This is a genomic window from Nocardia sp. NPDC049935 (assembly GCF_055586645.1).
Genome location: NZ_JBVJHV010000009.1, coordinates 225,738 through 248,844, shown reverse-complemented (window position 1 = coordinate 248,844; position 23,107 = coordinate 225,738). Strand labels below are relative to the sequence as shown.

Annotated in this window: 21 protein-coding genes; 8 read left to right on the top strand and 13 right to left on the bottom strand. The window is 68.8% G+C overall.

The annotated features are described in order from the left end of the window. From ACZ6SF_RS29725 to prpD, 4 genes are all read right to left on the bottom strand, one after another. Nucleotides 1–2,012, bottom strand: a 2,012-nt coding sequence (locus ACZ6SF_RS29725) for a pyruvate carboxylase (protein WP_466066543.1), incomplete at its 3' end; no start/stop codon positions are given. Nucleotides 2,013–2,117: 105 nt separating this feature from the next. Continuing rightward, the gene (locus ACZ6SF_RS29720; RefSeq protein ID WP_466066541.1) at nt 2,118–3,242 is read right to left on the bottom strand and encodes a bifunctional 2-methylcitrate synthase/citrate synthase; all 1,125 of its coding nucleotides are present in this window, start codon (nt 3,240–3,242) and stop codon (nt 2,118–2,120) included. Beyond that, nucleotides 3,242–4,156, bottom strand: coding sequence for a methylisocitrate lyase (gene prpB / locus ACZ6SF_RS29715; protein WP_466066539.1), 915 nt, complete (start codon nt 4,154–4,156; stop codon nt 3,242–3,244). The genes ACZ6SF_RS29720 and prpB overlap by 1 nt, the downstream gene beginning before the upstream one ends. Beyond that, complete coding sequence (prpD, locus tag ACZ6SF_RS29710) at nt 4,156–5,658, bottom strand: 2-methylcitrate dehydratase PrpD (protein WP_466066557.1); 1,503 nt, start codon at nt 5,656–5,658, stop codon at nt 4,156–4,158. The genes prpB and prpD overlap by 1 nt, the downstream gene beginning before the upstream one ends. Nucleotides 5,659–5,812: 154 nt before the next feature. On the opposite strand from prpD, the gene ACZ6SF_RS29705 reads away from it, so the two are divergent. Further along, nucleotides 5,813–7,243, top strand: a complete 1,431-nt coding sequence (locus tag ACZ6SF_RS29705; protein WP_466066537.1) for a short-chain fatty acyl-CoA regulator family protein — start codon at nt 5,813–5,815, stop codon at nt 7,241–7,243. Between the two features lie 36 nt (nt 7,244–7,279). Here the strand turns inward: ACZ6SF_RS29705 and ACZ6SF_RS29700 are convergent, their stop codons facing one another. Next, complete coding sequence (locus ACZ6SF_RS29700) at nt 7,280–8,959, bottom strand: acyl-CoA synthetase (protein WP_466066535.1); 1,680 nt, start codon at nt 8,957–8,959, stop codon at nt 7,280–7,282. 210 nt (nt 8,960–9,169) lie between these two features. Here ACZ6SF_RS29700 and ACZ6SF_RS29695 point away from each other — a divergent pair, with 210 nt between their 5' ends. Beyond that, on the top strand, nt 9,170–10,024 hold the full coding sequence (locus ACZ6SF_RS29695) for an oxygenase MpaB family protein (RefSeq protein ID WP_466066534.1): 855 nt from the start codon (nt 9,170–9,172) through the stop codon (nt 10,022–10,024). Nucleotides 10,025–10,057: 33 nt separating this feature from the next. Here the strand turns inward: ACZ6SF_RS29695 and ACZ6SF_RS29690 are convergent, their stop codons facing one another. Then, nucleotides 10,058–10,666, bottom strand: a complete 609-nt coding sequence (locus ACZ6SF_RS29690) for a TetR/AcrR family transcriptional regulator (RefSeq protein WP_466066532.1) — start codon at nt 10,664–10,666, stop codon at nt 10,058–10,060. Between the two features lie 185 nt (nt 10,667–10,851). Between ACZ6SF_RS29690 and ACZ6SF_RS29685 the strand changes: the two genes are divergently transcribed. Continuing rightward, on the top strand, nt 10,852–13,101 hold the full coding sequence (locus tag ACZ6SF_RS29685) for an MMPL family transporter (protein ID WP_466066531.1): 2,250 nt from the start codon (nt 10,852–10,854) through the stop codon (nt 13,099–13,101). 121 nt (nt 13,102–13,222) lie between these two features. On the opposite strand, the gene ACZ6SF_RS29680 is transcribed toward ACZ6SF_RS29685, so the two are convergent. After that, nucleotides 13,223–14,035 carry an SAM-dependent methyltransferase gene (locus ACZ6SF_RS29680; protein WP_466066530.1) on the bottom strand — a complete coding sequence of 271 codons (813 nt, stop codon included), beginning with the start codon at nt 14,033–14,035 and terminating at the stop codon, nt 13,223–13,225. 117 nt (nt 14,036–14,152) lie between these two features. After that, nucleotides 14,153–15,151 carry a helix-turn-helix transcriptional regulator gene (locus ACZ6SF_RS29675; protein WP_466066528.1) on the bottom strand — a complete coding sequence of 333 codons (999 nt, stop codon included), beginning with the start codon at nt 15,149–15,151 and terminating at the stop codon, nt 14,153–14,155. Nucleotides 15,152–15,213: 62 nt separating this feature from the next. Between ACZ6SF_RS29675 and ACZ6SF_RS29670 the strand changes: the two genes are divergently transcribed. Together ACZ6SF_RS29670 and ACZ6SF_RS29665 are read left to right on the top strand one after the other, a co-directional pair. Further along, nucleotides 15,214–15,798 (top strand): DinB family protein, encoded by a 585-nt coding sequence (locus ACZ6SF_RS29670; protein ID WP_466066527.1) that lies wholly within the window; start codon nt 15,214–15,216, stop codon nt 15,796–15,798. Then, on the top strand, nt 15,795–16,256 hold the full coding sequence (locus ACZ6SF_RS29665) for a VOC family protein (protein ID WP_466066525.1): 462 nt from the start codon (nt 15,795–15,797) through the stop codon (nt 16,254–16,256). The genes ACZ6SF_RS29670 and ACZ6SF_RS29665 overlap by 4 nt, the downstream gene beginning before the upstream one ends. Before the next feature lie 6 nt (nt 16,257–16,262). Here the strand turns inward: ACZ6SF_RS29665 and ACZ6SF_RS29660 are convergent, their stop codons facing one another. Next, nucleotides 16,263–16,640 carry a nuclear transport factor 2 family protein gene (locus ACZ6SF_RS29660; protein ID WP_466066523.1) on the bottom strand — a complete coding sequence of 126 codons (378 nt, stop codon included), beginning with the start codon at nt 16,638–16,640 and terminating at the stop codon, nt 16,263–16,265. Nucleotides 16,641–16,844: 204 nt separating this feature from the next. On the opposite strand from ACZ6SF_RS29660, the gene ACZ6SF_RS29655 reads away from it, so the two are divergent. After that, nucleotides 16,845–17,969: an RsbRD N-terminal domain-containing protein gene (locus tag ACZ6SF_RS29655; RefSeq protein WP_466066521.1), complete on the top strand. Its 1,125-nt coding sequence runs from the start codon at nt 16,845–16,847 to the stop codon at nt 17,967–17,969. Between the two features lie 24 nt (nt 17,970–17,993). On the opposite strand, the gene ACZ6SF_RS29650 is transcribed toward ACZ6SF_RS29655, so the two are convergent. Together ACZ6SF_RS29650 and ACZ6SF_RS29645 are read right to left on the bottom strand one after the other, a co-directional pair. Further along, on the bottom strand, nt 17,994–18,596 hold the full coding sequence (locus tag ACZ6SF_RS29650) for a TIGR03086 family metal-binding protein (RefSeq protein ID WP_466066519.1): 603 nt from the start codon (nt 18,594–18,596) through the stop codon (nt 17,994–17,996). A 48-nt stretch (nt 18,597–18,644) separates the two neighbouring features. Then, nucleotides 18,645–19,559, bottom strand: coding sequence for a LysR family transcriptional regulator (locus tag ACZ6SF_RS29645; protein ID WP_466066518.1), 915 nt, complete (start codon nt 19,557–19,559; stop codon nt 18,645–18,647). 140 nt (nt 19,560–19,699) lie between these two features. On the opposite strand from ACZ6SF_RS29645, the gene ACZ6SF_RS29640 reads away from it, so the two are divergent. Next, nucleotides 19,700–21,082, top strand: coding sequence for an MFS transporter (locus ACZ6SF_RS29640; RefSeq protein WP_466066516.1), 1,383 nt, complete (start codon nt 19,700–19,702; stop codon nt 21,080–21,082). Further along, a complete protein-coding gene (locus tag ACZ6SF_RS29635) occupies nt 21,079–21,825 on the top strand; it encodes a 3-hydroxybutyrate dehydrogenase (protein WP_466066514.1) in 747 nt (248 codons plus the stop codon). The genes ACZ6SF_RS29640 and ACZ6SF_RS29635 overlap by 4 nt, the downstream gene beginning before the upstream one ends. A gap of 36 nt (nt 21,826–21,861) precedes the next feature. On the opposite strand, the gene ACZ6SF_RS29630 is transcribed toward ACZ6SF_RS29635, so the two are convergent. Next, on the bottom strand, nt 21,862–22,233 hold the full coding sequence (locus ACZ6SF_RS29630; protein WP_466066512.1) for a hypothetical protein: 372 nt from the start codon (nt 22,231–22,233) through the stop codon (nt 21,862–21,864). 41 nt (nt 22,234–22,274) lie between these two features. Beyond that, nucleotides 22,275–23,078 (bottom strand): peptidoglycan recognition protein family protein, encoded by an 804-nt coding sequence (locus ACZ6SF_RS29625; RefSeq protein ID WP_466066510.1) that lies wholly within the window; start codon nt 23,076–23,078, stop codon nt 22,275–22,277. Nucleotides 23,079–23,107: the final 29 nt, after the last annotated feature.

Below are 23,107 nucleotides of genomic sequence, written 5' to 3'. Positions count from 1 at the left end.
TCCCCGGTATACGACAGCGCCACCTCCGCGACCGCGGTACCGGTCTCACGGACCGCATCGATCGCCGGCCGCATCTGATCCACATTGTTCAACGCATCGAAGATCCGGAAGATATCGATCCCCGTCCCGGTCGCCTCCGCCACGAACGCCCGCGTCACCCGCTCCGGATACGGCGTGTAACCCACGGTGTTACGACCCCGCAGCAGCATCTGCAGACAGATATTGGGCACCGCCTCACGCAACGCCGCCAGCCGCTCCCACGGATCCTCATACAAGAACCGCAACGCCACATCGTAGGTCGCCCCACCCCAGCACTCGATCGAGAGCAACTCCGGGGTCAGCCGCGCCACATGCCCGGCCACATCCAGCAGACCGTTGGTGCGCACACGCGTCGCCAGCAACGACTGATGGGCATCACGGAAGGTCGTATCGGTCACCCCGACCGCCTTCTGCTCCCGCAACGCGGCCGCGAACCCCTCCGGCCCCAACCTCAGCAACCGCTGCCGCGAACCATCCGGCGGCGGCACCGACAGATCGATTCCCGGCAGCTTGTCATGCGGATACACCGCCGTCGGCCGCGCACCATGCGGCTTGTTCACCGTCACATCCGCCAGATAATTCAAGATCTTGGTGGCCCGGTCCGCAGACCCGCGAGTCGTCAGAAGGTACGGGCGTTCCTCGATGAAACTCGTGGTCACCAGCCCGGCACGGAACGCCGGATCGTCCAGCACCGCGTGCAGGAACGGAATATTCGTGGCCAGACCACGGATCCGGAATTCCGCGACGGCACGCCGTGCCCGGGCCACCGCGGTGTCGAAATCGCGTCCGCGGCAGGTGAGTTTCACCAGCATGGAATCGAAGTAGGCGCCGATCTCGGCACCGATATGCGCGCCCCCGTCCAATCGGACGCCCGCCCCGCCCGGACTGCGGTAGGCGGTGATCCGGCCGGTATCCGGGCGGAATCCGTTCGACGGATCCTCGGTGGTGATCCGGCACTGCAATGCCGCACCCCGGATCCGCACCGTGTCCTGGCTCAACCCGAGATCGGCCAGGGATTCACCGGCGGCGATCCGGAGCTGCGACTGCACCAGGTCCACATCGGTGATCTCCTCGGTCACCGTATGTTCCACCTGGATCCGCGGATTCATCTCGATGAACACATGATTACCGCGCTCATCCAGCAGGAACTCCACCGTCCCCGCACAGGAATAGCCGATCTGCCGGGCGAAGGCCACCGCGTCCGCGCAGATTCTCTCCCGCAGTTCCGGGTCCAGATTCGGCGCCGGCGCCAGCTCGATCACCTTCTGATGCCGCCGCTGCAGCGAACAGTCGCGCTCGAACAGATGCATAACATCGCCGTGCTGGTCGGCCAGGATCTGCACCTCGATATGCCGGGGATTGATCACCGCCTGTTCCAGGAACACCGTCGGATCACCGAACGCCGACTCGGCCTCCCGCGACGCCGCCTCGATCGCCTCACGCAACCCGGCCGGTTCCGCGACCCGGCGCATACCGCGCCCACCACCACCGGCCACCGCCTTCACGAAGACCGGGAACTCCATCGACTCCGACGCCGCCAGCAGTTCGGCCACATCGGCCGAGGGGGCGCTGGACGCCAGCACCGGCAGCCCGGCCTCGCGGGCCGCCGCCACCGCGCGCGCCTTGTTACCGGTCAGCTCCAGGACCTCGGCCGACGGCCCGACGAAAGTGATACCCGCTTCGGCGCACGCCGCGGCCAGACCGGGGTTCTCCGACAGGAACCCGTACCCCGGGTAGATCGCATCCGCGCCGGCGTCGACGGCCGTGGCCACGATCTCGGGGACCGACAGGTACGCCCGGACGGGATGTCCCTCCTCGCCGATCTGGTAGGACTCGTCGGCCTTGTGCCGGTGCGGGGAATTGCGGTCCTCATGGGGAAATACCGCGACCGTGCCGGTGCCGAGTTCGTAGGCGGCGCGGAATGCCCGGATGGCGATCTCACCACGATTGGCTACCAGGATCTTGGAGAACATATCGGTCGACCTCGTCGGGTTCGGGCGCGGCGGTCACCGCGCCGGGTAACGGAATCGACGGCTCGCACTCCTCGTGCGAGCCGTCGATGGGGTGTCGATGTGGGGTCAGGCCACGACCGGGCGCTGGTCGACGCCGACGTATTCGCTCAGCGGCCGGATCAACGCGTTGGCTTCACCCTGTTCGATGATGTGGGCGGTCCAGCCGGTGATACGGCTCATGACGAAGATCGGCGTGAAGACCTCGATATCGAACCCGAGCAGGTGGTAGGCCGGGCCGGTCGGGAAGTCGAGGTTCGGCTTGATCCCGGTGGCGTCGTCCATGGTCTTTTCCAGGATCTCGTACATCTGCACCCACTTCTGCCCGTCGGTGACAGCCGCGATGTCCAGGAAGGCCTTCTTCATGGTGGGGACCCGGGAATCGCCCTTCTTGTAGACCCGGTGGCCGAACCCCATCACCTTTTCCTTCTTGGACAGCTTGTTCCGCAGCCATTCCTCCGCCAGGCCGGGATCACCGATCTCCAGCATGTGGTGCATCACGGCCTCGTTCGCGCCGCCGTGCAGCGGACCCTTGAGCGCGCCGATGGCCGCGGTCACGGCACTGTAGATATCGGACAGCGTCGAGGTGACCACACGCGCGGCGAAGGTGGAGGCGTTGAAGCTGTGCTCGGCGTACAGGATCAGCGAAACCTCGAACGCCTTCACCAGTTCCGGCGCCGGCACCTTGCCGAAGCACATATTGAGGAAGTTCTCGGCGTAACCCATATGGGAATGCGGGGCGATCGGGTCCAGGCCCCGGCGACGCCGGTGGTCGGCGGCCACGATCGTCGGCAGCACCGCGAACATCCGCAGCGATTTCGCGAGATTGGCCTTCGCCGAGTTGTCGTCCTCGGCCGGATCTTCGGCGCCGAGATAGCTGATCGCGGTGCGGACGACATCCATCGGGTGACAGTTGTCGGGCATCTTCTGCACCAGCGACAGCAGCGACCGGTCGGCGCGGCGGGAGGCCCGCTCCTGCTGCTGGAAGCGTTCCAGCTCGGCGTCGGTCGGTAACTCGCCGTGCCACAGGAGGTAGGCGACCTGTTCGAAGGTGCAGTGGGCCGCCAGATCCTGGACGGCGTAACCGCGGTAGGTCAGGGAGTTGGTTTCCGGCACCACTTTCGAAATCGAGGTGGTGTCGACGACGACGCCTGCCAGGCCCTTGTAGATGGCCGGAATCGCGGTCTCCGTCATCACTGGTTCCTTCCCAGAGTGAAATTGAAGATGTCCGAATCGAATTCGTTGTAGCGTTCGTACTGGAGGAGTTCGTAGAGGCGACTCCGGTGCTGCATGCGGTCCAGCAGCCCCGATTGCGTGCCTTCGGAGTAGATCTCCCGCAGGCCCGCCTCGGCGGCGTACATCGCCAGGCGCAGCGTGGAAACCGGGTAGATGACGACGTTGTAGCCGAGGGATTCGAGCGTGCCCGCCGGAATCAGTTCGGATTTGCCGAATTCGGTCATATTCGCCAGCAGCGGAGTGGAGACCGCCGCGCGGAATTTCTCGAACTCCGCGGGCGTATGCAGCGCCTCGGTGAAGATCAGATCCGCGCCCGCGTCGGCGTAGGCCTTCGCCCGGTCGATCGCGGCATCTATTCCCTCGATACCGGCGGCGTCGGTGCGCGCGCAGATCACGAAATTCGGGTCGCGGCGGGCCGAGACCGCCGCACGCAGACGGCGCACCATCTCGTCGGTGGGTACCACGGCCTTACCGTCGAGGTGACCGCAGCGTTTGGGATTGACCTGATCCTCGAGGTGGCAGCCGGCGATACCGGCGTCCTCGAGCACGGTGACCGTCCGGGCCGCGCTCATCGGCTCACCGAAACCGGTATCGGCGTCGATGAGCACCGGCAGATCGGTGACCCGGGCGATCTGCTGACCACGGCCGGACACCTCGGTCAGGGTGGTCAGGCCGATATCCGGCAGCGCCAGATCGGCCGAGAGCACCGCACCGGAAACGTAGACGCCTTCGAAACCGATCTCCTGGATCAGCTTGGCCACCAGTGGATTGAAGGCCCCCGGGAAGCGCTGGATACGGCCCGACTCGAGGCCGGCCCGGAAGGCGGCCCGTTTATCCGCCGCGGACGTCGAAGCAGCGAGCAGACCGGTCATCAGAACAGTCCCTTCGGGGAATGGGGCGCGCGGGCGAGCACATCCGACGAGACGGTGAAGGTGAGCTCCGACAACTCACCGGCCGACAGCTCGCCCGCGCGCTGGACCACTTCGAGGAAGCGGTCCTGCTCGGCCGGATCGACAACACCCTCGGCGAGGGTGCGGAATTTGGCGATGTACTGATCGCGGGCGAACGGCCGGGCGCCGAGCGGGTGCGCGTCGGCGACGGCCAGTTCGTCGGTGATCACCTCACCGCTCTTCAGCGTGACCTCGGCGCGGGCGCCGAACGCCTTCTCCGCCGGATCGGTGGAGTGGTAGCGGCGGGTCCATTCCGGATCCTCGGCGGTGGAGATCTTGCGCCACAGCTCCACGGTGTCCGGGCGCTGCGCCCGCTCCGGCGCGTACGAGCGCTCGTGATGCCAGGTGCCGTCCTGGAGGGCGACCGCGAAGATGTAGGGCACCGAATGGTCGAGGGTTTCGCGCGAGGCGGTCGGGTCGAACTTCTGCGGATCGCCGGATCCGGTGCCGATCACCACATGGGTGTGGTGGCTGGTGTGCAGCACGATCGAGGCGATCTGGTCGAGATCGCCGATACGGTCACGCAGGCGGCGGGCCAGGTCGATCGGCGCCTGGCTCTGGTACTCGGCGGAATGCTCCTTGGTGTAGGAGTCAAGGATCGCGCGCTTGGCCTCGCCCGGCCCGGGCAGCGGCACCGAGTACTCGGCCTTCGGCCCGCCCAGCAGCCAGGCGATCACCCCGTCCTCGCCCTCCCAGATCGGCGACGGCGCACCCTCACCGCGCAGGGCCCGGTCGACGGCCTCCACGGCCATCTTCCCGGCGAAGGCGGGGGCGTAGGCCTTCCAGCTCGAGATCTCGCCCTTGCGGGACTGGCGGGTCGCGGTGGTGGTGTGCAGCGCCTGGCCGATGGCCTGGTAGATGGTCTCGGCGTCCAGCCCGAGCAGGGTGCCGATACCGGCGGCGGCCGACGGGCCCAGGTGGGCCACGTGGTCGATCTTGTGCTCGTGCAGGCAGATGGACCGAACCAGATCGATCTGGATCTCGTAGCCGGTGGCCAGACCGCGGATGAGGTCGCGGCCGGTGCGGCCGGTGTGCTGGGCCACCGCCAGGATCGAGGGAATGTTGTCGCCGGGATGGGAGTACTCGGCGGCCAGGAACGTGTCGTGGAAATCGAGTTCGCGGACGGCGACCCCGTTGGCCCAGGCCGCCCACTCGGGAGAGAAGCGGCCGTCGACGCCGAATACGGTGGCGCCCGGCCGGTACGGATGCGCGAGGGCCTGGGCGCGGGCGTTGGCGACCGGGCGCCGGGTCACCGATGCCGCGGCGACGGCCGCGTTGTCGATGATCCGGTTGACGATCATCTCCTCGGTCTCCGGGGCAACCTCCACCGGATCGGTCGCTACCTCCGCGATCTGCCATGCCAGATGCTGCTCGCGGGGGAAATGCTCCGCGGAACGGTGGGTGCGGACGAGATGATTCTTCACGCTCGGGTCCTCCAGGGAGTCGATGGAATTTCGCTTGATTCGCACGCTACTGACAACAGATGACCTGCGCTATACCACTCATTTGTCGAATTCTGCGTAAAGAAGCCAGCAAATTTGCGGAAGTTGCGAAAATGATCCGTGCTAGATTGCGGAGGTGGAGCGCATGTACGCGGGCGGGCGCCTGCGCGGACTTCGGGAGCAGCGCGGGCTCTCCCAATCGGGCCTGGCGAAGACGCTGGGGCTATCGGTCAGCTATGTCAATCAGCTCGAGCACGATCAGCGCCCGCTCACCGTGCCCGTCCTGCTCCGCCTGAACAGTGCCTTCGACCTGGACGTGGGTTTCTTCGCCCCCGACACCGACGCCCGGCTGATCTCCGACCTGCAGGAGGTGTTCGCCGAGGATCCCGACGGCGCCGCGTTATCCGTCGCCGAACTCGATGACCTCGTCTCCCGGGTTCCGGCCGCCGCCCGCATTCTGGTCGGCTTGCACCGCCGACTGCACAACACCACTCAGCAGCTGGAACATTTCTCCGCCGGTGTCGAGACCCCCACCCCGGATTCCGGCACCGCGATGCCGTACGAGGACGTCCGGGACTACTTCTACGACCACCGCAATCACATACCGGAACTCGATACCGCGGCCGAGGAACTGTTCGAGCGCAATACCCTCACTCTCGGCGGCCTCGATCTGCAACTCGCCCGGTTGCTGCGCGACCGGCACGATATCGCGGTGCGCATTCGCACCGACGACCCGAATCGTCCCGGCCCCAAACGGATCTACGATCCCGCCGACCGCATCCTCACCCTCGCCCGCCGCCTCTCCCCCGGCCAGCGCGCATTCCAGCTCGCCACCCAGCTCGCCTTCCTCACCCAGAAGGACACGCTCGACGATTTGGTCGCCGGCGCCGAATCCCTACCCGTCGAATCGCGCGGGCTCCTGCGTATCGGTCTGGCGAACTACTTCGCCGGCGCCTTGATCCTGCCCTACCGGCAGTTCCTCGCCGCGGCCGAGGAACTGCACTACGATATCGACCTGCTCTCCGCGAAATTCGAGGTCGGATTCGAAACGGTCTGTCACCGCCTGTCCACCCTGCAGCGGCGGGGCCATCGCGGAGTGCCCTTCTTCTTCGTCCGCACCGACCGCGCCGGCAATATCTCGAAACGCCAGTCCGCCACCGCTTTCCACTTCTCACGGGTGGGCGGCGGCTGCCCGCTCTGGGTGGTGCACGACGCCTTCGCGACCCCGGGCCGCATCCGCACCCAGATCGCCGAGATGCCCGACGGCCGGCGATATCTCTGGCTCGCCCGCACCACCGACGAGAACACTCCCGGCTATTTCGCCCCGACCCGGGAATTCGCGGTGGGGCTGGGATGCGATATCGCCTACGCCGACCGGCTCGTCTATTCCCACAGTCTCCCCCTGCACGACCGCGCCGCCGCCGTCCCCATCGGCGCCGGGTGCAAGGTCTGCGAACGCGCGAACTGCGCCCAACGCGCTTTCCCTCAGCTGGGCAGACCCATCCGGGTGGACCAGAACCGCTCGGCACTCACTCCGTACACCCCGGTCGATCCGCCTTCCCGGTGAGCGGGCCGCTGGGCGGGAAGACCGGGGCCGGAGATTTCACTCCGCCCGCGGCATCCGCAACCGTGTCTCGTAGGCGATCTCGTAGCTGTCGAGCTCGCGGCGGACCAGTTTGCCGGTCGCGTTCCGCGGCAGTTCGTCGATGAAGACGATATCGCGGGGGACCTTGTGCCGCGCGAGGTTGGCCCGCACGTACAGTTTGATCTCCTCCTGGTCGAGGACGGCGTCCCGGGCCGGGACGACGAAGGCCCGCAACCGGGTTCCGAAATCGCGATCCTCGACGCCGATCACCGCCGCCTCCAGGATATCCGCGCGGCCCGCGAGCAGATTCTCGACTTCCAGCGGGAACACGTTCTCACCGCCGGAGATGATCATATCGTCGTCGCGGCCGTCGATGAACAGGCGTCCGTCGGTATCGAAATGGCCGATATCGCCACTGGACAGCATGCCGTCGACGATCTCCTTGTTCCGCCCGTCGGTGTAACCGGCGAAACTCAGCCCGCTGGCGACGAAGATCGTGCCCACCACACCGGCGGTGGTGACCTTCCGGCGCTGCTCGTCGTAGATCGCGACCCGGCAGCCGACCGGCGGGCGCCCCACCGTACCGGGCGCGACCCGCATATCCTCCGGGGTCGCGACGGCCGCGACGGCGACCTCGGTGGAGGCGTAGAGGTTGTAGAGGACCTCCCCGAAGGCGCGCGCGGTGCGATGGGCGAGGTCCGGCGATACCGGCGACCCGGCGGAGAAGATCACCCGCAGCGACGAGGTGTCGTATTGCGCGAGGACATCGGGCCCGAGATCGACGATGCGCTGGAGCATGGTCGGCACCAGTACCAGGCTCGCGGCACGATGTTCCGCGACCGCCGCGAGGGTTTCGCGCGGGTCGAACCGGAGCCGGCGCAGGACGACCTTGTTGCCCAGCGCCCAGCCGAGGGTGAACTGCGACAGGCCGGTGCCGTGGAAGATCGGGGCGGCCATCACCATGGTCCCGTCGCGGGGCACCGGCACCCGGTCCAGGAACTGCGCCGACTGCAGCGGCGAGACCTTGTCCCGCGGTGCGCCCTTGGGGGTCCCGGTGGTGCCGCTGGTCAGGATCACGGTGCCGCCGGCCCGCGCGGGAGCGGGCAGCGGATCGTCGGCGTTGTAGGCGATCAGCGCGTCGGTCGTCACGGCCGACGGGTCCAGCGGGTGCACCGAATCCGTCCAGGTGTAGATCCGTGGCGTCTGCGCCGGGATTCCGTCGAGCACGGCGGTGAACTCGACATCGGCGAGGATCGCGCCGACCTTCTCCCGCCGGGCGACGTCGGCCAGTTGCGGTTTCGCGAACCCGGTGTTCATCAGCACCACCCGGGCGCCGAGCTTTCCCGCCGCCAGCAGGGTCAGCACCAGGCCCCGGTGATCGCGGCACAGCACGGCCACGACCGCACCCGGGCCGATACCGGCCGACCGCAGTCCGCGGGCGAGCGCGTTGGACTGCCGATCGAGCTGATCGAAGGTCAGCGTGCCCCGCTCGTCGACCAGGGCCGCCGCATGCCGGCGCCGGCGCACCGCGTGGGCGAGAACAGTGGCGAACGGACCGTACACCCGGGCGTTGCGCGCGGTACGGATCAATTCGTCGGGGCGCTTCGGATCGAGCATGCCGCGCCGGCGCAGAACGGCGGCCGCGGCCACCGCGTCGGCGATCGGCCGCAACGACGCGCGCGGCGAGGGCAGTTTCATCGGCACCAAAAACCTCCGGACGCTCGACCGGTATCCGTCTCCCGCAGGCCCTTCCGGGCCGATACGACCAGATCCGATACCGGTATCAGTGTGAATACTCAATCACTTAACACATCGACTATGCACGTAAACAACGAATCATGGATTGGAATACTACATAGCTTGTGAGAGACTTGGAGGGAAATCCTCTCGATCACGCATGGAGGCGCGATGTCAGGTTCTGCGTCGGCGAAGTCGTATGAACAGCAGCCCGATCCGAGGGAGCGCCGCAAGTATCTGGCCGGACCGGGCGCCCTGCTCGGTGGTCCGGCCAATGTGGTGATGCAACTGAGCCTGGCACCGGTCGGCCGCGGCGTCGTCGAGAGCACGGTCCACAGCGGTCGCTTCGATCTGCATCCGCGTAAACGCGGGCGTACGACGCTGACCTACCTGGCCGTCGCCATGCTGGGAACCGACGAGGAACGCGAGGCCTACCGCGCCGCCACCAACACCTCGCACCGGCAGGTGCGTTCGGGTCCCGGCAGCCCGGTGAAGTACAACGCCTTCGACCCGGAACTCCAGCGATGGGTCGCGGCGTGCATCTACCTGGGTGTCGTGGATTCGCTGACCTACCTCTTCGGCCCGCTCGACGACGCGGACGCCGAGGAGCTGTACCGCGAATCCGCCCGCTTCGGCACGACCCTGCAGATGCGCCCGGAGATGTGGCCGGCCGATCGGGCGGCATTCGCCGAGTACTGGGAGGCGGCGAGCGCCGAGATCTCCCTCGACGCCGAGGTGAAGGCCTACCTCCTCGACCAGGTCGTCGACCTGGGCCCCTACAACCGGCTCGAACAGGTGCTCTTCCGCCGCGTGAACCGATTCTTCACCACCGGGTTCCTGCCGCAGCGCTTTCGCGACGAACTGGGGTTGCCGTGGGGGCCGCGCCGGCAGCGGGCCTTCGAAGTGGCCATGCGGGCCATCGGAACGGTGACCGCGGCCGGACCGGAGAGCTGGCGCCTGTACCCGCTGAACCGGCACCTGGAGGATATGCGCAGACGCCGGGCTCTCGGCAAACCGCTGGTCTGACCCGGAGCCGGAAGCGGACGGCGGGGAGTACCGTCAGGCCTGTCCGGCGCCCGGTTGCGCGCGGAGCGCCGCCAGCGCCAGGCGCGCGTAGCGGCGCCAGATATCCGGGTCGCGGATCCCGAGATCGATCAGGGCACGGGCCGCACCGGATACCAGCACCTGGACATCCATACCGCTGGCGTCCGCGCGCAGGCTGCCCTGCGCGCGCCCGAGCGCCAGGATCTGCTCCAGCTGCCGTTCCAGCCGCGCGTCCCCGAGCCCTTGGACGCCGCTGAGGACCTCGATCATCAGGCGGTCTTCGGCCAGACGGGCGGTGATCCGCTCCAGGAGGCCCTCGAGCGCGCGGTAGGCATCGGCCCGCGCGTCCTCGACGGCCGCGGTGGTGAGTTCGTGGAACCATTCGATATGGATCCGCGCCAGTGCCCGCACCAGATCGGCCTTGGTGGGATAGCTGCGGTAGACCGTGGCCTTGCCGACACCCGCGCGGGCCGCGACCTGCGGGATGGTGGCCCCGATCCCGTGCTCGGTGAATACATCGATCGCGGCGGCCAGCACCCGCTCGTGATTCTGGCGCGCGTCCGCGCGGCGTCCCGCCCAGCTCGGCTCCGCGCCGACCTGCGTATCCGACTTCGCTGTCGTCATACCGGTCATCGTCTCGCGTCCCCCGTCACGAAACACGTGTATTCGCAGTGAGACCCACGTCTCATGACGGGGGTCGACGTGAGTTCCTCCACACCTTCCTCCTTGAAGTGGACCCTCGAGTCCGCTTGCTCCTACCCTGAGCATAACCGGACCATATGGTCCACATATCGCGTGGAGGAGAGCGCATGGCGTGGCAGTTGTTCCGGCTCGGCCGCTGGTCGTTCGTGCACCGCAAAGCGGTGGCGGCCGTCTGGGTGGTGCTGCTCGCCGTACTGGCGGTGGGCGCGGCGACCCTGTCGGGGAAGACCAGCGATAAATTCGAGCTCCCCGGAATCGAATCCACCCAGGCGTTCGAGCTCATCGAACAGCGCAGCCCGCAGGCCACCCCCGACGGCGCCACCGCGCGCGTGGTGTTCGAGGCGCCCGAGGGCCGCTCGCTCACCGAACCCGATTACCACGCGGCCGTCTCCACCGCGTTGCGCGGCCTGACCACCGAGAATGTGCAATCGGTGGCGGATCCGTTCACCGGCGGCACCCTCTCCGAGGACGGCCGGGTCGGCTACGCGGCGGTGAGCTACAACAAAACCGCCACCGAACTCCCCGACTCGGACCGGACGGCCCTCGAGGACGCCGGTCACGCCGCGGAGCACGCCGGGCTGCAGGTCGCCATCGGCGGTGACGCCCTGAACGAGGTCGAGATGCCCCTCGCCGAGGTGGTCGGCGTCGCCGTCGCCCTTGTGGTGCTGGCGATCACCTTCGGATCGCTGGTCGCCGCCGGGATGCCCCTGCTGACCGCGCTGGTCGGGGTCGGAATCGGCATGCTGGCCATCACCACCCTGACCGGTTTCGTCGAACTCGGCTCGACCACACCGGCGCTGGGCACCATGCTCGGCCTCGCGGTGGGTATCGACTACGCGCTGTTCATCATGTCCCGCTATCAGAGCGAGGTCCGCGCGGGCCGCTCCCTCGAGGAGGCGGCCGGGCGCGCGGTCGGCACGGCCGGGTCCGCGGTGGTGTTCGCCGGTTTGACCGTGATCATCGCGCTCGTCGGCCTGGCGGTATGCAATATCGGGTTCCTGACCCAGATGGGCCTGGCCGGCGCGTTCACCGTCGCGATCGCGGTCCTGATCTCACTCACCCTGCTCCCGGCGATTCTCGGCTTCGCCGGCGACAAGGTCATGAAGGGCCGGCCCCGCTACATGGCCACCGCCGGCGCGGACCACCGCACGCACGGACGCCGCTGGGTGGAGGCCCTCTCCCGCCACAAATGGCCCGCCCTCGCCGCGGGTGTCGCCATCGCGGCCGTGGCCGCCATCCCGGTGACGTCCATGCAGCTCGCCCTGCCCGACGACTCCGGGAAGCCGGTCGGCAGCGATGCCCGCACCGCCTACGATCTCATCTCCACCAACTTCGGCGCCGGCGCCAACGGCCCGCTCATCGTGGTCGTCGATACCGCGCAGGCCGCCGATCCCGCCGCGGCCGTACGAACCGCCACCGACGATCTGCAGACCCTCGCCGGGCGGGCCGGGTCCGGTATCGCCACCGTCGTCCCGGCGGTCACCGGCCCCGAGCCCCAGGCGCAGCAGATGTTCCTACAGCAGCTGGAGACGGTCCGGTTCGCGACCATCACCGTGATCCCCACCTCCGGTCCGTCGGAGCAGGCCACCAAGGATCTGGTCGACGAGATCCGCGCCACCGTGGCCGATCTCCCGTCCGAGACCGGCGCCCGCGCCCTGGTCACCGGGCAGACGGCGGTCGGTGTCGATATCGCCAACAAACTGAGCCAGGTGTTCCCGATCTACCTGGCCGTGGTCGTGGGCCTGGCGATCTTCCTGCTGATCGCGGTGTTCCGCTCGCTGTGGGTGCCGATCAAGGCGGCGCTGGGCTTCCTGCTCTCGGTCGGCGTCTCCCTCGGCGCCACGGTCGCGGTGTTCCAGTGGGGCTGGCTCAACCAGCTCATCGGACTCGATTCGACCAGCCCGGTGCTGTTCATCCTGCCGATCCTGCTCACCGGCATCCTGTTCGGGCTCGCCATGGACTACGAGGTCTTCCTCGTCAGCCGGATGCGCGAAGCCTATGTGCACGGGGCCTCCGCTCGCCGCGCCGTGATCGACGGGTTCGCCCACAGTGCCCGCGTGGTGGTCGCCGCGGCCATCATCATGGTGGGTGTCTTCGCGGGGTTCGCCCTCACCGACGATGTCATCCTGAAAACCATCGGATTCGCCCTCGCGGTCGGTGTACTGGCCGACGCGTTCCTGGTCCGGATGCTCATCGTCCCCGCGTTCATGCTCATCGCGGGCGAGCGGATCTGGTGGCTGCCGAAATGGCTGGCACCGCTGGTACCGGCCCTGGATATCGAAGGCGAGAAACTCACCGAGCGGCTCGATTCCGAGCCCGCCGCCGCGGATGAGGACCGCGTGCTCGCCGCGCACTGAGACAGCGCGCCACCGGCACGAACCGGCGAGCGGGCCGTGGCACGGTGCCACGGCCCGCTCGATCGCAGACCGGGACGAGCTCGCGCATCCGGGTCCGGTCGTGGATATCCGGGGCGGTGTCTCAGGGCTTCCGGCCCACCGCGCCGTAGAGCGACACCTTCTTGTCGTGACTCGGCGGATGCTCGATTCCGGCGGTACGCCAGCGATGGATCACCTCGACGCCCGGATCCACCAGTTCCAGATCGTCGAAGAACCGCGCCACCTCGGCGCGGGTCCGCGGGTTCACGGGGATGCCCCGGTCCTGGTAGACCTGCAGCAGCCGCGCCATTCCCTCGGGATCGCCGGGGCCGTCGTCGAATTCGGTCGTCACATGTGACATCGCCAGATACGACCCCGGTACCAGCGCGTCCATCAACGTTTTCACGATCGCGTAGGTATCACCGGGCACGAAATGCAGCAGGGCCATGAGCGAGACCGCCACCGGCTGCGACAGATCCAGCGTCGACCGCAGATCGGGTGCGGCGAGGATGGCCTCGGGATCCGCGGCGTCGGCCTGGATATAGGCGGTGCGGCCCTGGCCGGTGCTCACCAGCAACGCCCGCGCATGGGCGAGCACGATCGGATCGTTGTCCACGTACACCACCCGCGATTCCGGTGCCAGCTCCTGGGCCACCTGGTGCAGGTTCGGTTCGGTCGGAATACCGGTGCCGATGTCGAGGAACTGCCGGATCCCCTGTTCGGCGAGATAGCGGGTGGCGTGGCGCATGAACTCGCGGTTGGTGCGCGCGGTCAGCCGTACCGCCGGGAAATTCTTCAGCGCCTGTTCCGCGGCGGCCCGATCGGCATCGTAGGAATCCTTGCCGCCGAGAAAGTAGTCGTACATCCGTGCCGGGTGCGCCACATCGGTACGCAGGTCGATAGAGCCGTCGGACACGCGGAGTCTCCTTGCGAGGTAGAGGGTTTCCCGCAGGTATACCCCATTCCGGCAAGTCGCCCACCAGGATCCGGGAAGCGGCGTCCTCGAAACCGCCCCGACGGCCCCGCCCGGTGATCAGCCACCGCCCGGACCGCTCGCCCGCACCCGGCCGGCGGTCAGCAGCCGCCGCGCCAATTCGCCGCACCGGGTGGCGAGTTCCGGCGGGTCGAGCACTTCGAAATCGTGGCCGAGCAGCAGGACGTGCATGAGCACGATATCGAGGTCCGCCGCGCCGCTGAGCACTTCGCAACGCCGGTCGTCGTGCGGGCGGACCAGAGCGGCCGCCGGCGGGATCTGGGCACGCACCGTAGCCACCGGCGCGTGCACCAGAAAGCGCGCCCGCCGCGGGTAGACACGGCTCGCGACGCCCTCCTGCACATAGGTCGCGGCGTCGGGCGCCGCGCGGCGGCGGAAACGCCAGGTGCGCGTGGACACCTCGGTCATCCGGTCGACGCGGAAGGTGCGCCAGTCCTCGCGATCCAGGTCGTAGGCGAACAGGTACCAGCGCCGGTCGGACGCGACCAGGCGGTAGGGCTCCACCCGCCGGCGCCCGCCGGCCCCTGTCGGATAGCCGAAACCCGCCTCCACCTCGTCGCGGCAGGCCCGCGCCAGCGTGATCAGCACATCGGGATCGACCGGGGTGCGGCCGCCACCGAAGGTTTCCACCGCGCCGGCCAGCGCGCGCACCTGATGCCGCAACCTGGTGGGCAGCACCTGGTCGAGTTTGGTCAGCGCCCGCAGGGCGGCGGCATCGCCCCCGGCGACGGCGCCTCCGGGTCCGACGAGCAGTGATACCGCGGTGGCGATCGCCTCGTCGTCGTCGAGCAGCAGCGGGGGCAACTCCTGCCCCGGACCCAGTTGGTATCCACCGCCCACGCCCTGGCCGGCGTGCACCGGATAACCGAGGGCGCGCAGTCGCGCGATATCGCGGCGCACCGTCCGTGCTGTGACCCCGAGCCGGTCCGCGAGTTCGGGTCCGGTCCACACCCGGCGCCGCTGCAGCAGCCCGAGCAGTATCAGTACCCGCTCGGTCGTCCCCCGTTCGTCGGGCCCCGACCCGGTTCCGTCGTCCACGTCATCCACGATGCCAGAGATAGCGGACCGTTCCTGTCCTCGTTTGGTGGCAGGCTGAGCCCATGGACGACGAACTCGATTGGAACCGCACCCTGCGCGAACAGTGGGAGTTCCATTGGAACCATCAACTCCGGCCCCGGATCGAGGGCCTCACCGACGACGAATACTTCTGGTCGCCGGTCCCCGGCGAGTGGAACCTACGCCCGCGCGGCACCTCGACGGCGCCGGTGCAGGCCGGATCGGGAGAGTTCACGATCGACTTCGCTTTTCCCGAACCGGACCCCACCCCGTTCACCACGATCGCCTGGCGGCTCGGTCATGTGATCGTCGGCGTTCTCGCCGCCCGCAATGCCACGCGCTTCGGCGCCCCCGAGGCGTCCTATCAGAGCTGGGACTACGCCGGCGACGCGGCGACCGCGCTGCGCCAGCTCGACGACCAGCTGGCGATCTGGTCGTCCGGTGTCCGCGCGCTCGACCGGGCCGCGCTGCGGGCTCCGATCGGCGCGCCGGAGCCGTATCCGGAGGCGCCGATGGCCGATCTGGTACTGCATATCCAGCGCGAACTGATCCATCACCTGTCCGAAGTGTGCCTGCTTCGCGATCTCTACCTGCATACGACATCCCTGCCGAACGGAGAATCCCGATGAGCCGCGATATCCAGATCACCTTCGACGCCCGCGATCCGCGCGCCTTGTCGACCTTCTGGCGCGATGTGCTGGGCTATGTACACCCCGGCCCACCCGGCGTCGACCTGCCCGCGGGCGCAGATCCGCTGGCCGCGTGGGAGGACTTCCTGGCGGGGATCGGGGTCCCGGCGGACCAGCGCAATACGCGATCGGCCGTCGAAGATCCGGACGGCGCCGGACCACGACTGTTCTTCCAGCAGGTTCCCGAGGACAAGGTCGCCAAGAACCGCGTCCATCTCGATGTCCGGGCCGCACCCGGTTTGCAGGGCGAGGAACGGATGGCCGCGCTGGAAGCCGAATGCGTCCGGCTCGTCGCGCTCGGGGCGACCCGGATCCGCCGCGACGAGCCGCAGCCGCCGTTGAGCGCCGGGTTCATCGTGATGGCCGATCCCGAGGGGAACGAGTTCTGCCTGGACTGAGGTGATTCACGCCAGCGCGGCCTGCATGGCGACCCCGTCGACATAGGAGTGCTTCTCCCGCACCGCGCCGTTCTCGACCAGCACGAAATCCGCGAGGTCCACGCGGACAGCGCGGCCCGTCGCCGAGGTCCCCGTCAGCTGCCACTGCACCACCCAGAAATCCGGTCCCACCCGCAGCGACACCTCGTGGAAGGTGAGATCCGGTATCAGGGCGAAGGTTCCCGCCGCGGCCTCCCGGATGGCGGCCCGGCCGCGGGCGGGTTCCTGGCCCGAATGCAGGTGGAACACCGAATCCGGGGTGTGCAGCGCGACGATCCGGTCGGGATCGCGGTCGGCCCAGCAGGCGTGATAGCGCTCGAACAGTTCACGGGTGGTCGTGGTCACGGTCGCACTCCGATCGACGGGGACGTGGTCTTCCGGCGAAGCGATACGGAACCCGTTGCACGAGCACGGTTTCGATCCGTGCGACGTCCGTATCCCTCCGGGAGGTCCAGTATCCGGCGATACCGGCCCCACGACGATGGGCCCGCGCCCCCACTTCGGCGGACTTCGGGGTGCCCGGGCACAACCCGCGCTAGGTTGACGGCGGTGAGCCGGAAACCGCACTCCGAGCATTCGCGCCTGCTGGCCGAACTACGCGCCGATACACCGGCGATCGCCGAACTGGTGGCGACCCGCATCGAACAGGATGATGCGGGCTACGACGATACGGCCGCATTCGGGCATCCCGAACTGGTGGTCCTCGTGGCCGAAAGTTTCACCGCCCTGCTGGACGCCTTGGCCGGGATGCCGTACTCGCTCGAGCCCGCCCGGCGGGCCGGGCAGGTCAAAGCCGAGCGCGGTATCGCCCTGGAAAGCCTGCTGCATGCCTTCCGCGTGGCGGGTATGGGGTTCTGGGAGATCGTCGACGCACGCGCCGAGGGGGACGAACGCACCGAGCTGGCCCGATTGACCGCGCGGATGTGGTTCGTCGTCGACGAGTACTCCGTCGCGGCCACCGAGGCCTACCGGAGAGTGGCGGCGCCCGGAACCGAACGATCCGATCAGGCCTTGCTGCGGGCGTTGCTCGATCCCGGATTCCCGGCGGCCCGGCGCGCGGACGCGGCCCGGCGGATGGGGCTGCCCGCACCGGCCACCTTCGTGGTCCTGGCCGGTGATATCCGCCTCGCCGCGACCGGAGTGACGACCGTGCACACCGTCGTCGCCGCGGACAGGGTCACCTTGACCGGCGCGGTCGCGCCCGGCGCGCTCGAGACCGCGCTGCGAACCGTGCGGGCCCGGGGCGGGGCGAGCCGGCCGTTCACCGACCTCGCCGCGGTGCCCGCGGCGCTCGAACAGGCCCTGCTGGCATTGCGGTGCGCGACCCCCGGCGAGACCGGTATCCACCGCTACGGCTCCGCACCCGAGCGCGCGCTGATCGCCGCCGACCCCGCACTCGCCGCGGATATCTGCGCGGACACGCTCACCGCGCTGGACCGGCTCCCCGCACCCGAAGCCGAACTTCTCGTGCGCACCGCCCTGGCCTGGTACGAACTCTCGGGATCCACCTCGGCGGTGGGACAACGCCTGCACCTGCACCGCAATACGGTCCTGCACCGGCTCAAACGTATCGAGCGGCTCACGGGCACGGAATTGGCGGTACCCGCCGCGGCGGCACGCCTGTATCTGGCCCTGCAGACCTGGGTGCTGCGGGCGCCGGACAGCCGCTCCTGAGCGGTGCGGCGGCGGCCGTCCTTCTCAGCGCCCGTTACGTATCGGCTCCGGCGCGGTCCACGGCGGGCTCACCGGACGACCCAGGAAGGCGACGAGCCGCTCGACGGCGGTGGCGTCCGCCGGGACCGGCTGGGCGACGGCGAACCGTCCGGAGCGCGAACTCCCGTCCGGCATCTGCCTGCGTGAGAAGGTCAGTGCCGCTTCGGCGAGATCTTCGGGCAGCCGGTCGGGGACGCCGAGCGCCCGGGACAGATCCCAGCCGTGGGCGAGCAGATCGGTGACCCGGAACCGCAACCGGTCGGCACCGGTGGCCTCTCCCAGCGGGCCCTGGTAGGTCTGCTCGAGGATGCCGGGCCGGGCGAAGGCCACCTGGAGGGCGTGCGCGGAGTCCGTATAGGCGGCGACCGGATCGGCGCCGAGGATATCGGTCCCCCGTTCGGGCATCGGGCGCTCGCCGAAGATGGCCAGGAACATCAGATTCGAGCCGACGAGGTGGTCGACCAGATCCCGCACCGACCATTCGGTGCACGGCGTCGGCGCCGACCACTGGCCGGGGCGGACAGCCCCGATGAGGTCCGCCAGCGCCCGGGACGCGCGTTCCAGGTCAGCGAGGGGATCGGGTGACATACGGGGAGGCTATACCGCTGCGGGCCGGTACGCCCGCCGCGGCGCGGCTCAGCCCCGGCCCAGCAGGGCGTCGCGGCGGTCGTCGAGGACGGCCCGGATGGCGCCGACCACCGCGGCGACCTCGGGACGACGCAGGGTCTCCGCCCGGGCGACCATCCAGTAGCCGAGCGTGACCGCGATCGAGTCCCCCAGGACCCGGACCAGATCCGGGTGCCGGTCGGCCATGAAACAGGGCAGCAGGCCCAGTCCGGCCGCCGCGCGGGTCGCCTCGACGTGGACGAAAACATTGGTGGAGGTGACGGATTCACGCATCGCGGGCACGAAACCGGAGGCCAGGTCGAGATCGTCGACCTGGAGCATGGAATCGATGAAGTACACCAGCGGATACCGGGCCAGATCCGCGACCGCCGCCGGGGTGCCGTGTTCGGTGAGGTAGTCGCGTGAGCCGTAGAGACCCAGCCGGTAGTCGGCCAGGAAGGTGGCCGTGGCGCGGCGTACCCGCGGCTCGCCGACCACGATCTCGAGGTCGAGGCCGGACCGCTGCTGCGACGCCCGGCGCGTGGTCGCCACCAGTTCCACCTGGATATCCGGATACCGCCGCCGGATCCGCGCCGCCGCGGGCGCGGCGATATAGGCGCTGAACCCGTCGGTCGCCGATATCCGGACCACGCCCGCGAGCATCCGGTTCCCGGCCGCGTCCGCGGCCAGCGACTGGACCGCCGACTCCACGGTTTCGGCCGCGGCCAGCGCCTCCCGGCCGAGATCGGTCAGTTCCCAGCCGCCGGTCACCCGGGTGAGCACCCGGCCGCCGAGGGTCTGCTCGAGCACCGCGATCCGGCGGGAGATGGTGGTGTGGTTGATACCGAGTTCCTCGGCCGCCGTCACGAATCGGCCGGACCGCCCGACGGCCAGCAGGACGAGCAGATCGTCCGCGCTGGGACGGCCGGAGAAGGCGGCGCACATATCTGCATTTTTGCACAGCGGTACTGCAGCAATGGTTATTGCCGGGCACTTCGTCTGCACCAATACTCGATACAGCCGAGATATGTGGGGGCCATCACATTCACAGCGGTATGTGGCCCCGGGCACGAAGGAGCAGTGCGATGAGGGAGCAGAGCGGGCCGGTGGACCCGGATTCCGGCGGGACGGCACGCGGCCTGCGGCGCGTGGTGGCCGCGTCGATGGCGGGCACGGTGGTGGAGTGGTACGAATTCTTCCTCTACGGCACCGCCGCCACCCTGGTGTTCAGCAAGGTGTTCTTCGCCGAGGGAACCAGTGATCTCGACGCCATCCTCGCCGCGTTCGTGACCTACGCCGTCGGATTCGCCGCCCGCCCCCTGGGCGGTGTCGTGTTCGGGCATTTCGGCGACAAATACGGCCGCAAGAAACTGCTGCAGTTCAGTCTCGTCCTGGTCGGTAGCGCGACCTTCTTGATGGGCTGCCTGCCCACCTTCGGGCAGATCGGCTACTGGGCTCCCGCGCTGCTGGTGGCGCTGCGGTTCATCCAGGGTTTCGCGGTGGGCGGCGAATGGGGCGGCGCGGTGCTCCTGGTGGCCGAACACAGCCCGAGCCGCAGCCGCGGTTTCTGGGCGAGCTGGCCCCAGGCGGGCGTCCCCGCGGGCAATCTGCTGGCCACGGTGGTGCTGCTGGTCCTGACCTCGACCCTGTCCGACGCGGCGTTCCTGAGCTGGGGCTGGCGGGTCGCGTTCTGGTTGTCGGCGGTGGTGGTGCTGGTCGGGTACTACATCCGTACGAAGATCACCGACGCCCCCATCTTCGTCGCGGCGCAGCAGGAGGCCGAGGAGATCGCGGCCGGCTCGCTCAGCGTCGTGGAGGTGCTGCGGCGCTACCCGCGCGGCGTATTCACCGCGATGGGGCTGCGGTTCGGCGAGAACATCATGTACTACCTGGTGGTCACGTTCACCATCACCTATCTCAAGGTCGAGGTGCAGGTGGACACCACCGTGATCCTGTGGTGGCTGCTCGCCGCCCACGCGGTGCACTTCCTGGCGATCCCGCTGGTGGGCCGCCTCTCCGACCGTCTCGGCCGGCGCCCGGTCTACATGATCGGCGCGATCACCGCGGGCACCTGGGGTTTCTTCGCCTTCCCGATGATGGACAGCGGTCACAACGCGATCATCCTGTCCGCCATCGTCATCGGCCTGATCTTCCATGCCTTCATGTACGCCGGGCAGCCGGCGATCATGGCCGAGATGTTCCCGACCCGGATGCGGTATTCCGGGGTGTCGCTGGGGTATCAGGTGACCTCGATCGTGGCCGGGTCACTCGCACCGATCATCGCCGTCCGCCTGCTCGACTCCTACGGCTCCGCGGTGCCGATCGCCTGGTACCTGGCGGGCGCGGCGGCGGTCAGCGCGATCGCGGTCCTCGCCGCCCGGGAGACCAACGGGCTGGACCTGGCAGCCGTCGATCGCGCCGACGCCGAGAGCCTGAAGCCGGGCGCCCCGGAAATGGCCGCGCGATGAGCGATCTGGCGGGCCGTAACGCACTGGTCACCGGCGCCGCGAGTGGTATCGGCGCGGCGTGCGCCCGGGCGCTGGCGGCTCGCGGCGCCACGGTCACGGTCGCCGATATCGACGCGGCCGGCGCCGAATCGGTCGCCGCGGAGATCGGCGGCCGGGCCTGGGCGGTGGACCTGCTCGACGCCGGGGCGCTCGAGGACCTGCGCCTCGGCACCGACATCCTGGTGAACAATGCGGGGGTGCAGCATATCGACCCGATCGAGAACTTCGCGCCCGACCGTTTCCGCGAACTGCTGACACTCATGGTCGAGGCCCCGTTCCTGCTGGTGCGCGCGGCGCTACCGCATATGTACCGGCAGGGCTGGGGTCGCATCGTCAACATCTCCTCCGTGCACGGCCTGCGCGCCTCCGCCTACAAGGTGGCCTATGTGACGGCCAAACACGGACTGGAGGGTCTGTCGAAAGTGACCGCGCTCGAAGGCGGCCCGCACGGGGTGACCAGTAACTGCGTCAACCCCGGATACGTGCGGACCCCACTGGTGGACAAGCAGATCGCCGATCAGGCCGCCGCCCACGAAGTTCCCGAACAGGAAGTGCTCGACAAGATCCTGCTCACCGAGAGCGCGATCAAACGACTCGTCGAACCGGACGAGGTGGCCGCACTGGTGGGCTGGCTGGCCTCCGCCGAGGCCGGAATGGTCACCGGCGCGGCGTACACGATGGACGGCGGGTGGAGCGCGCGATGAGGGCGCGCCGCACCCGCCGTGACCGGGTCACCCGGGCTACGGGCTGCAGCCGGTGAGACCCTCGCGCCCCTGGTCACCGGAGGGGTCGCGGGTCAGGGGCGGCGGCGGAGGCACATCCACCCCGAGATCGAGCAGCGACGACCGGACCACGATGTCCCAGCTGGCGTGCTGGGTGGACGCCAGCCTGCAGCGGCGTTCGGCGGAGGCGACCACTCGGCGGTGCGCTTCCAGTTCGGCTGCCATCGCGGCGATCTGCCGCGACAGCGGCTCCACCATCTGGGCCGCCGCGGCGGTCAGCACCGCCACGGCGTCGGCACGGCGTTTGCGCCGGCCGAAGACCCCGGCCGCGAACACTCCCCCGACGCCGGTGACCAGGCCGCCGAGGACAGATGCCAGCTCACTGATCATGCTGTCCTCCCGTTCTCGGTGACGTGACCGCGGCATTCGCCTCAGTCGCGCCGGTCGGCAGTGGGGTCGCGGAATCCCGGAATCTTCAAGGCGGCGCCGATGACACCGAGCGCCTCGGCGGTCGTGCGGTTACCCAGGAAATCCCAGCCGGGGAAGTCGGCTCCGCGCGATGTTCCCGATCCGGCGAGCTGGTCCAGACTCAGGCCGACATGTTTGTCCAGATAGTGCAGCAGGGTGCCGACCGTCACCTGCTGACCGTGGTAGTTCGTGATTTTCTCTTCCAGGAACGCCATCTCGTCGCCCCTTCCGTCGAGGAGTGCCTGTACGGACCGGCGAAAGGCGTTCATATCGATTCCCGCCGGATCTATTTTTCCTTCACTGGAGTACTCGCGGTGCGCGACACAATCGCCCGAACCGCGACCGATACGCCGCAGGATCGCCGCGCACCCCCGCTCGTAGGCATCGAGCTGGGCCGGGGTCCAGTCCCACGGCGGTGTCCCGCGCGATACGGCCTCGATACCGATGGTGTGGTAGTTCGCGTTGTCGGTGGGCCAGCCCGGCCAGCGGCCGCGGCCCGCGTGCCAGCAGACACCGACCGCGATCACCCGATAGGTGCCGTCCTTCTCGAGCACCAGTTGCGCCAGCGGACCCGGCAGTCCGGGCCGCCCGTCCTGGACGACGCGCCAGTCGTTCGGACCGCCGCCCGCCGTGTGATGGCACAGCACACCCCGGATATCGAGGAAGTCGCCGTGCCCGCGCTGACGCCAGCCGTCGTGTTCCAGTACGCGCAATCCGGCGTCGCGAAGTACATCGGCCAGCCAGACCGGGTCTCCGCTCCAGCTCATCGGAGTCTCCTTTCCGCTGGCCGCCGGTA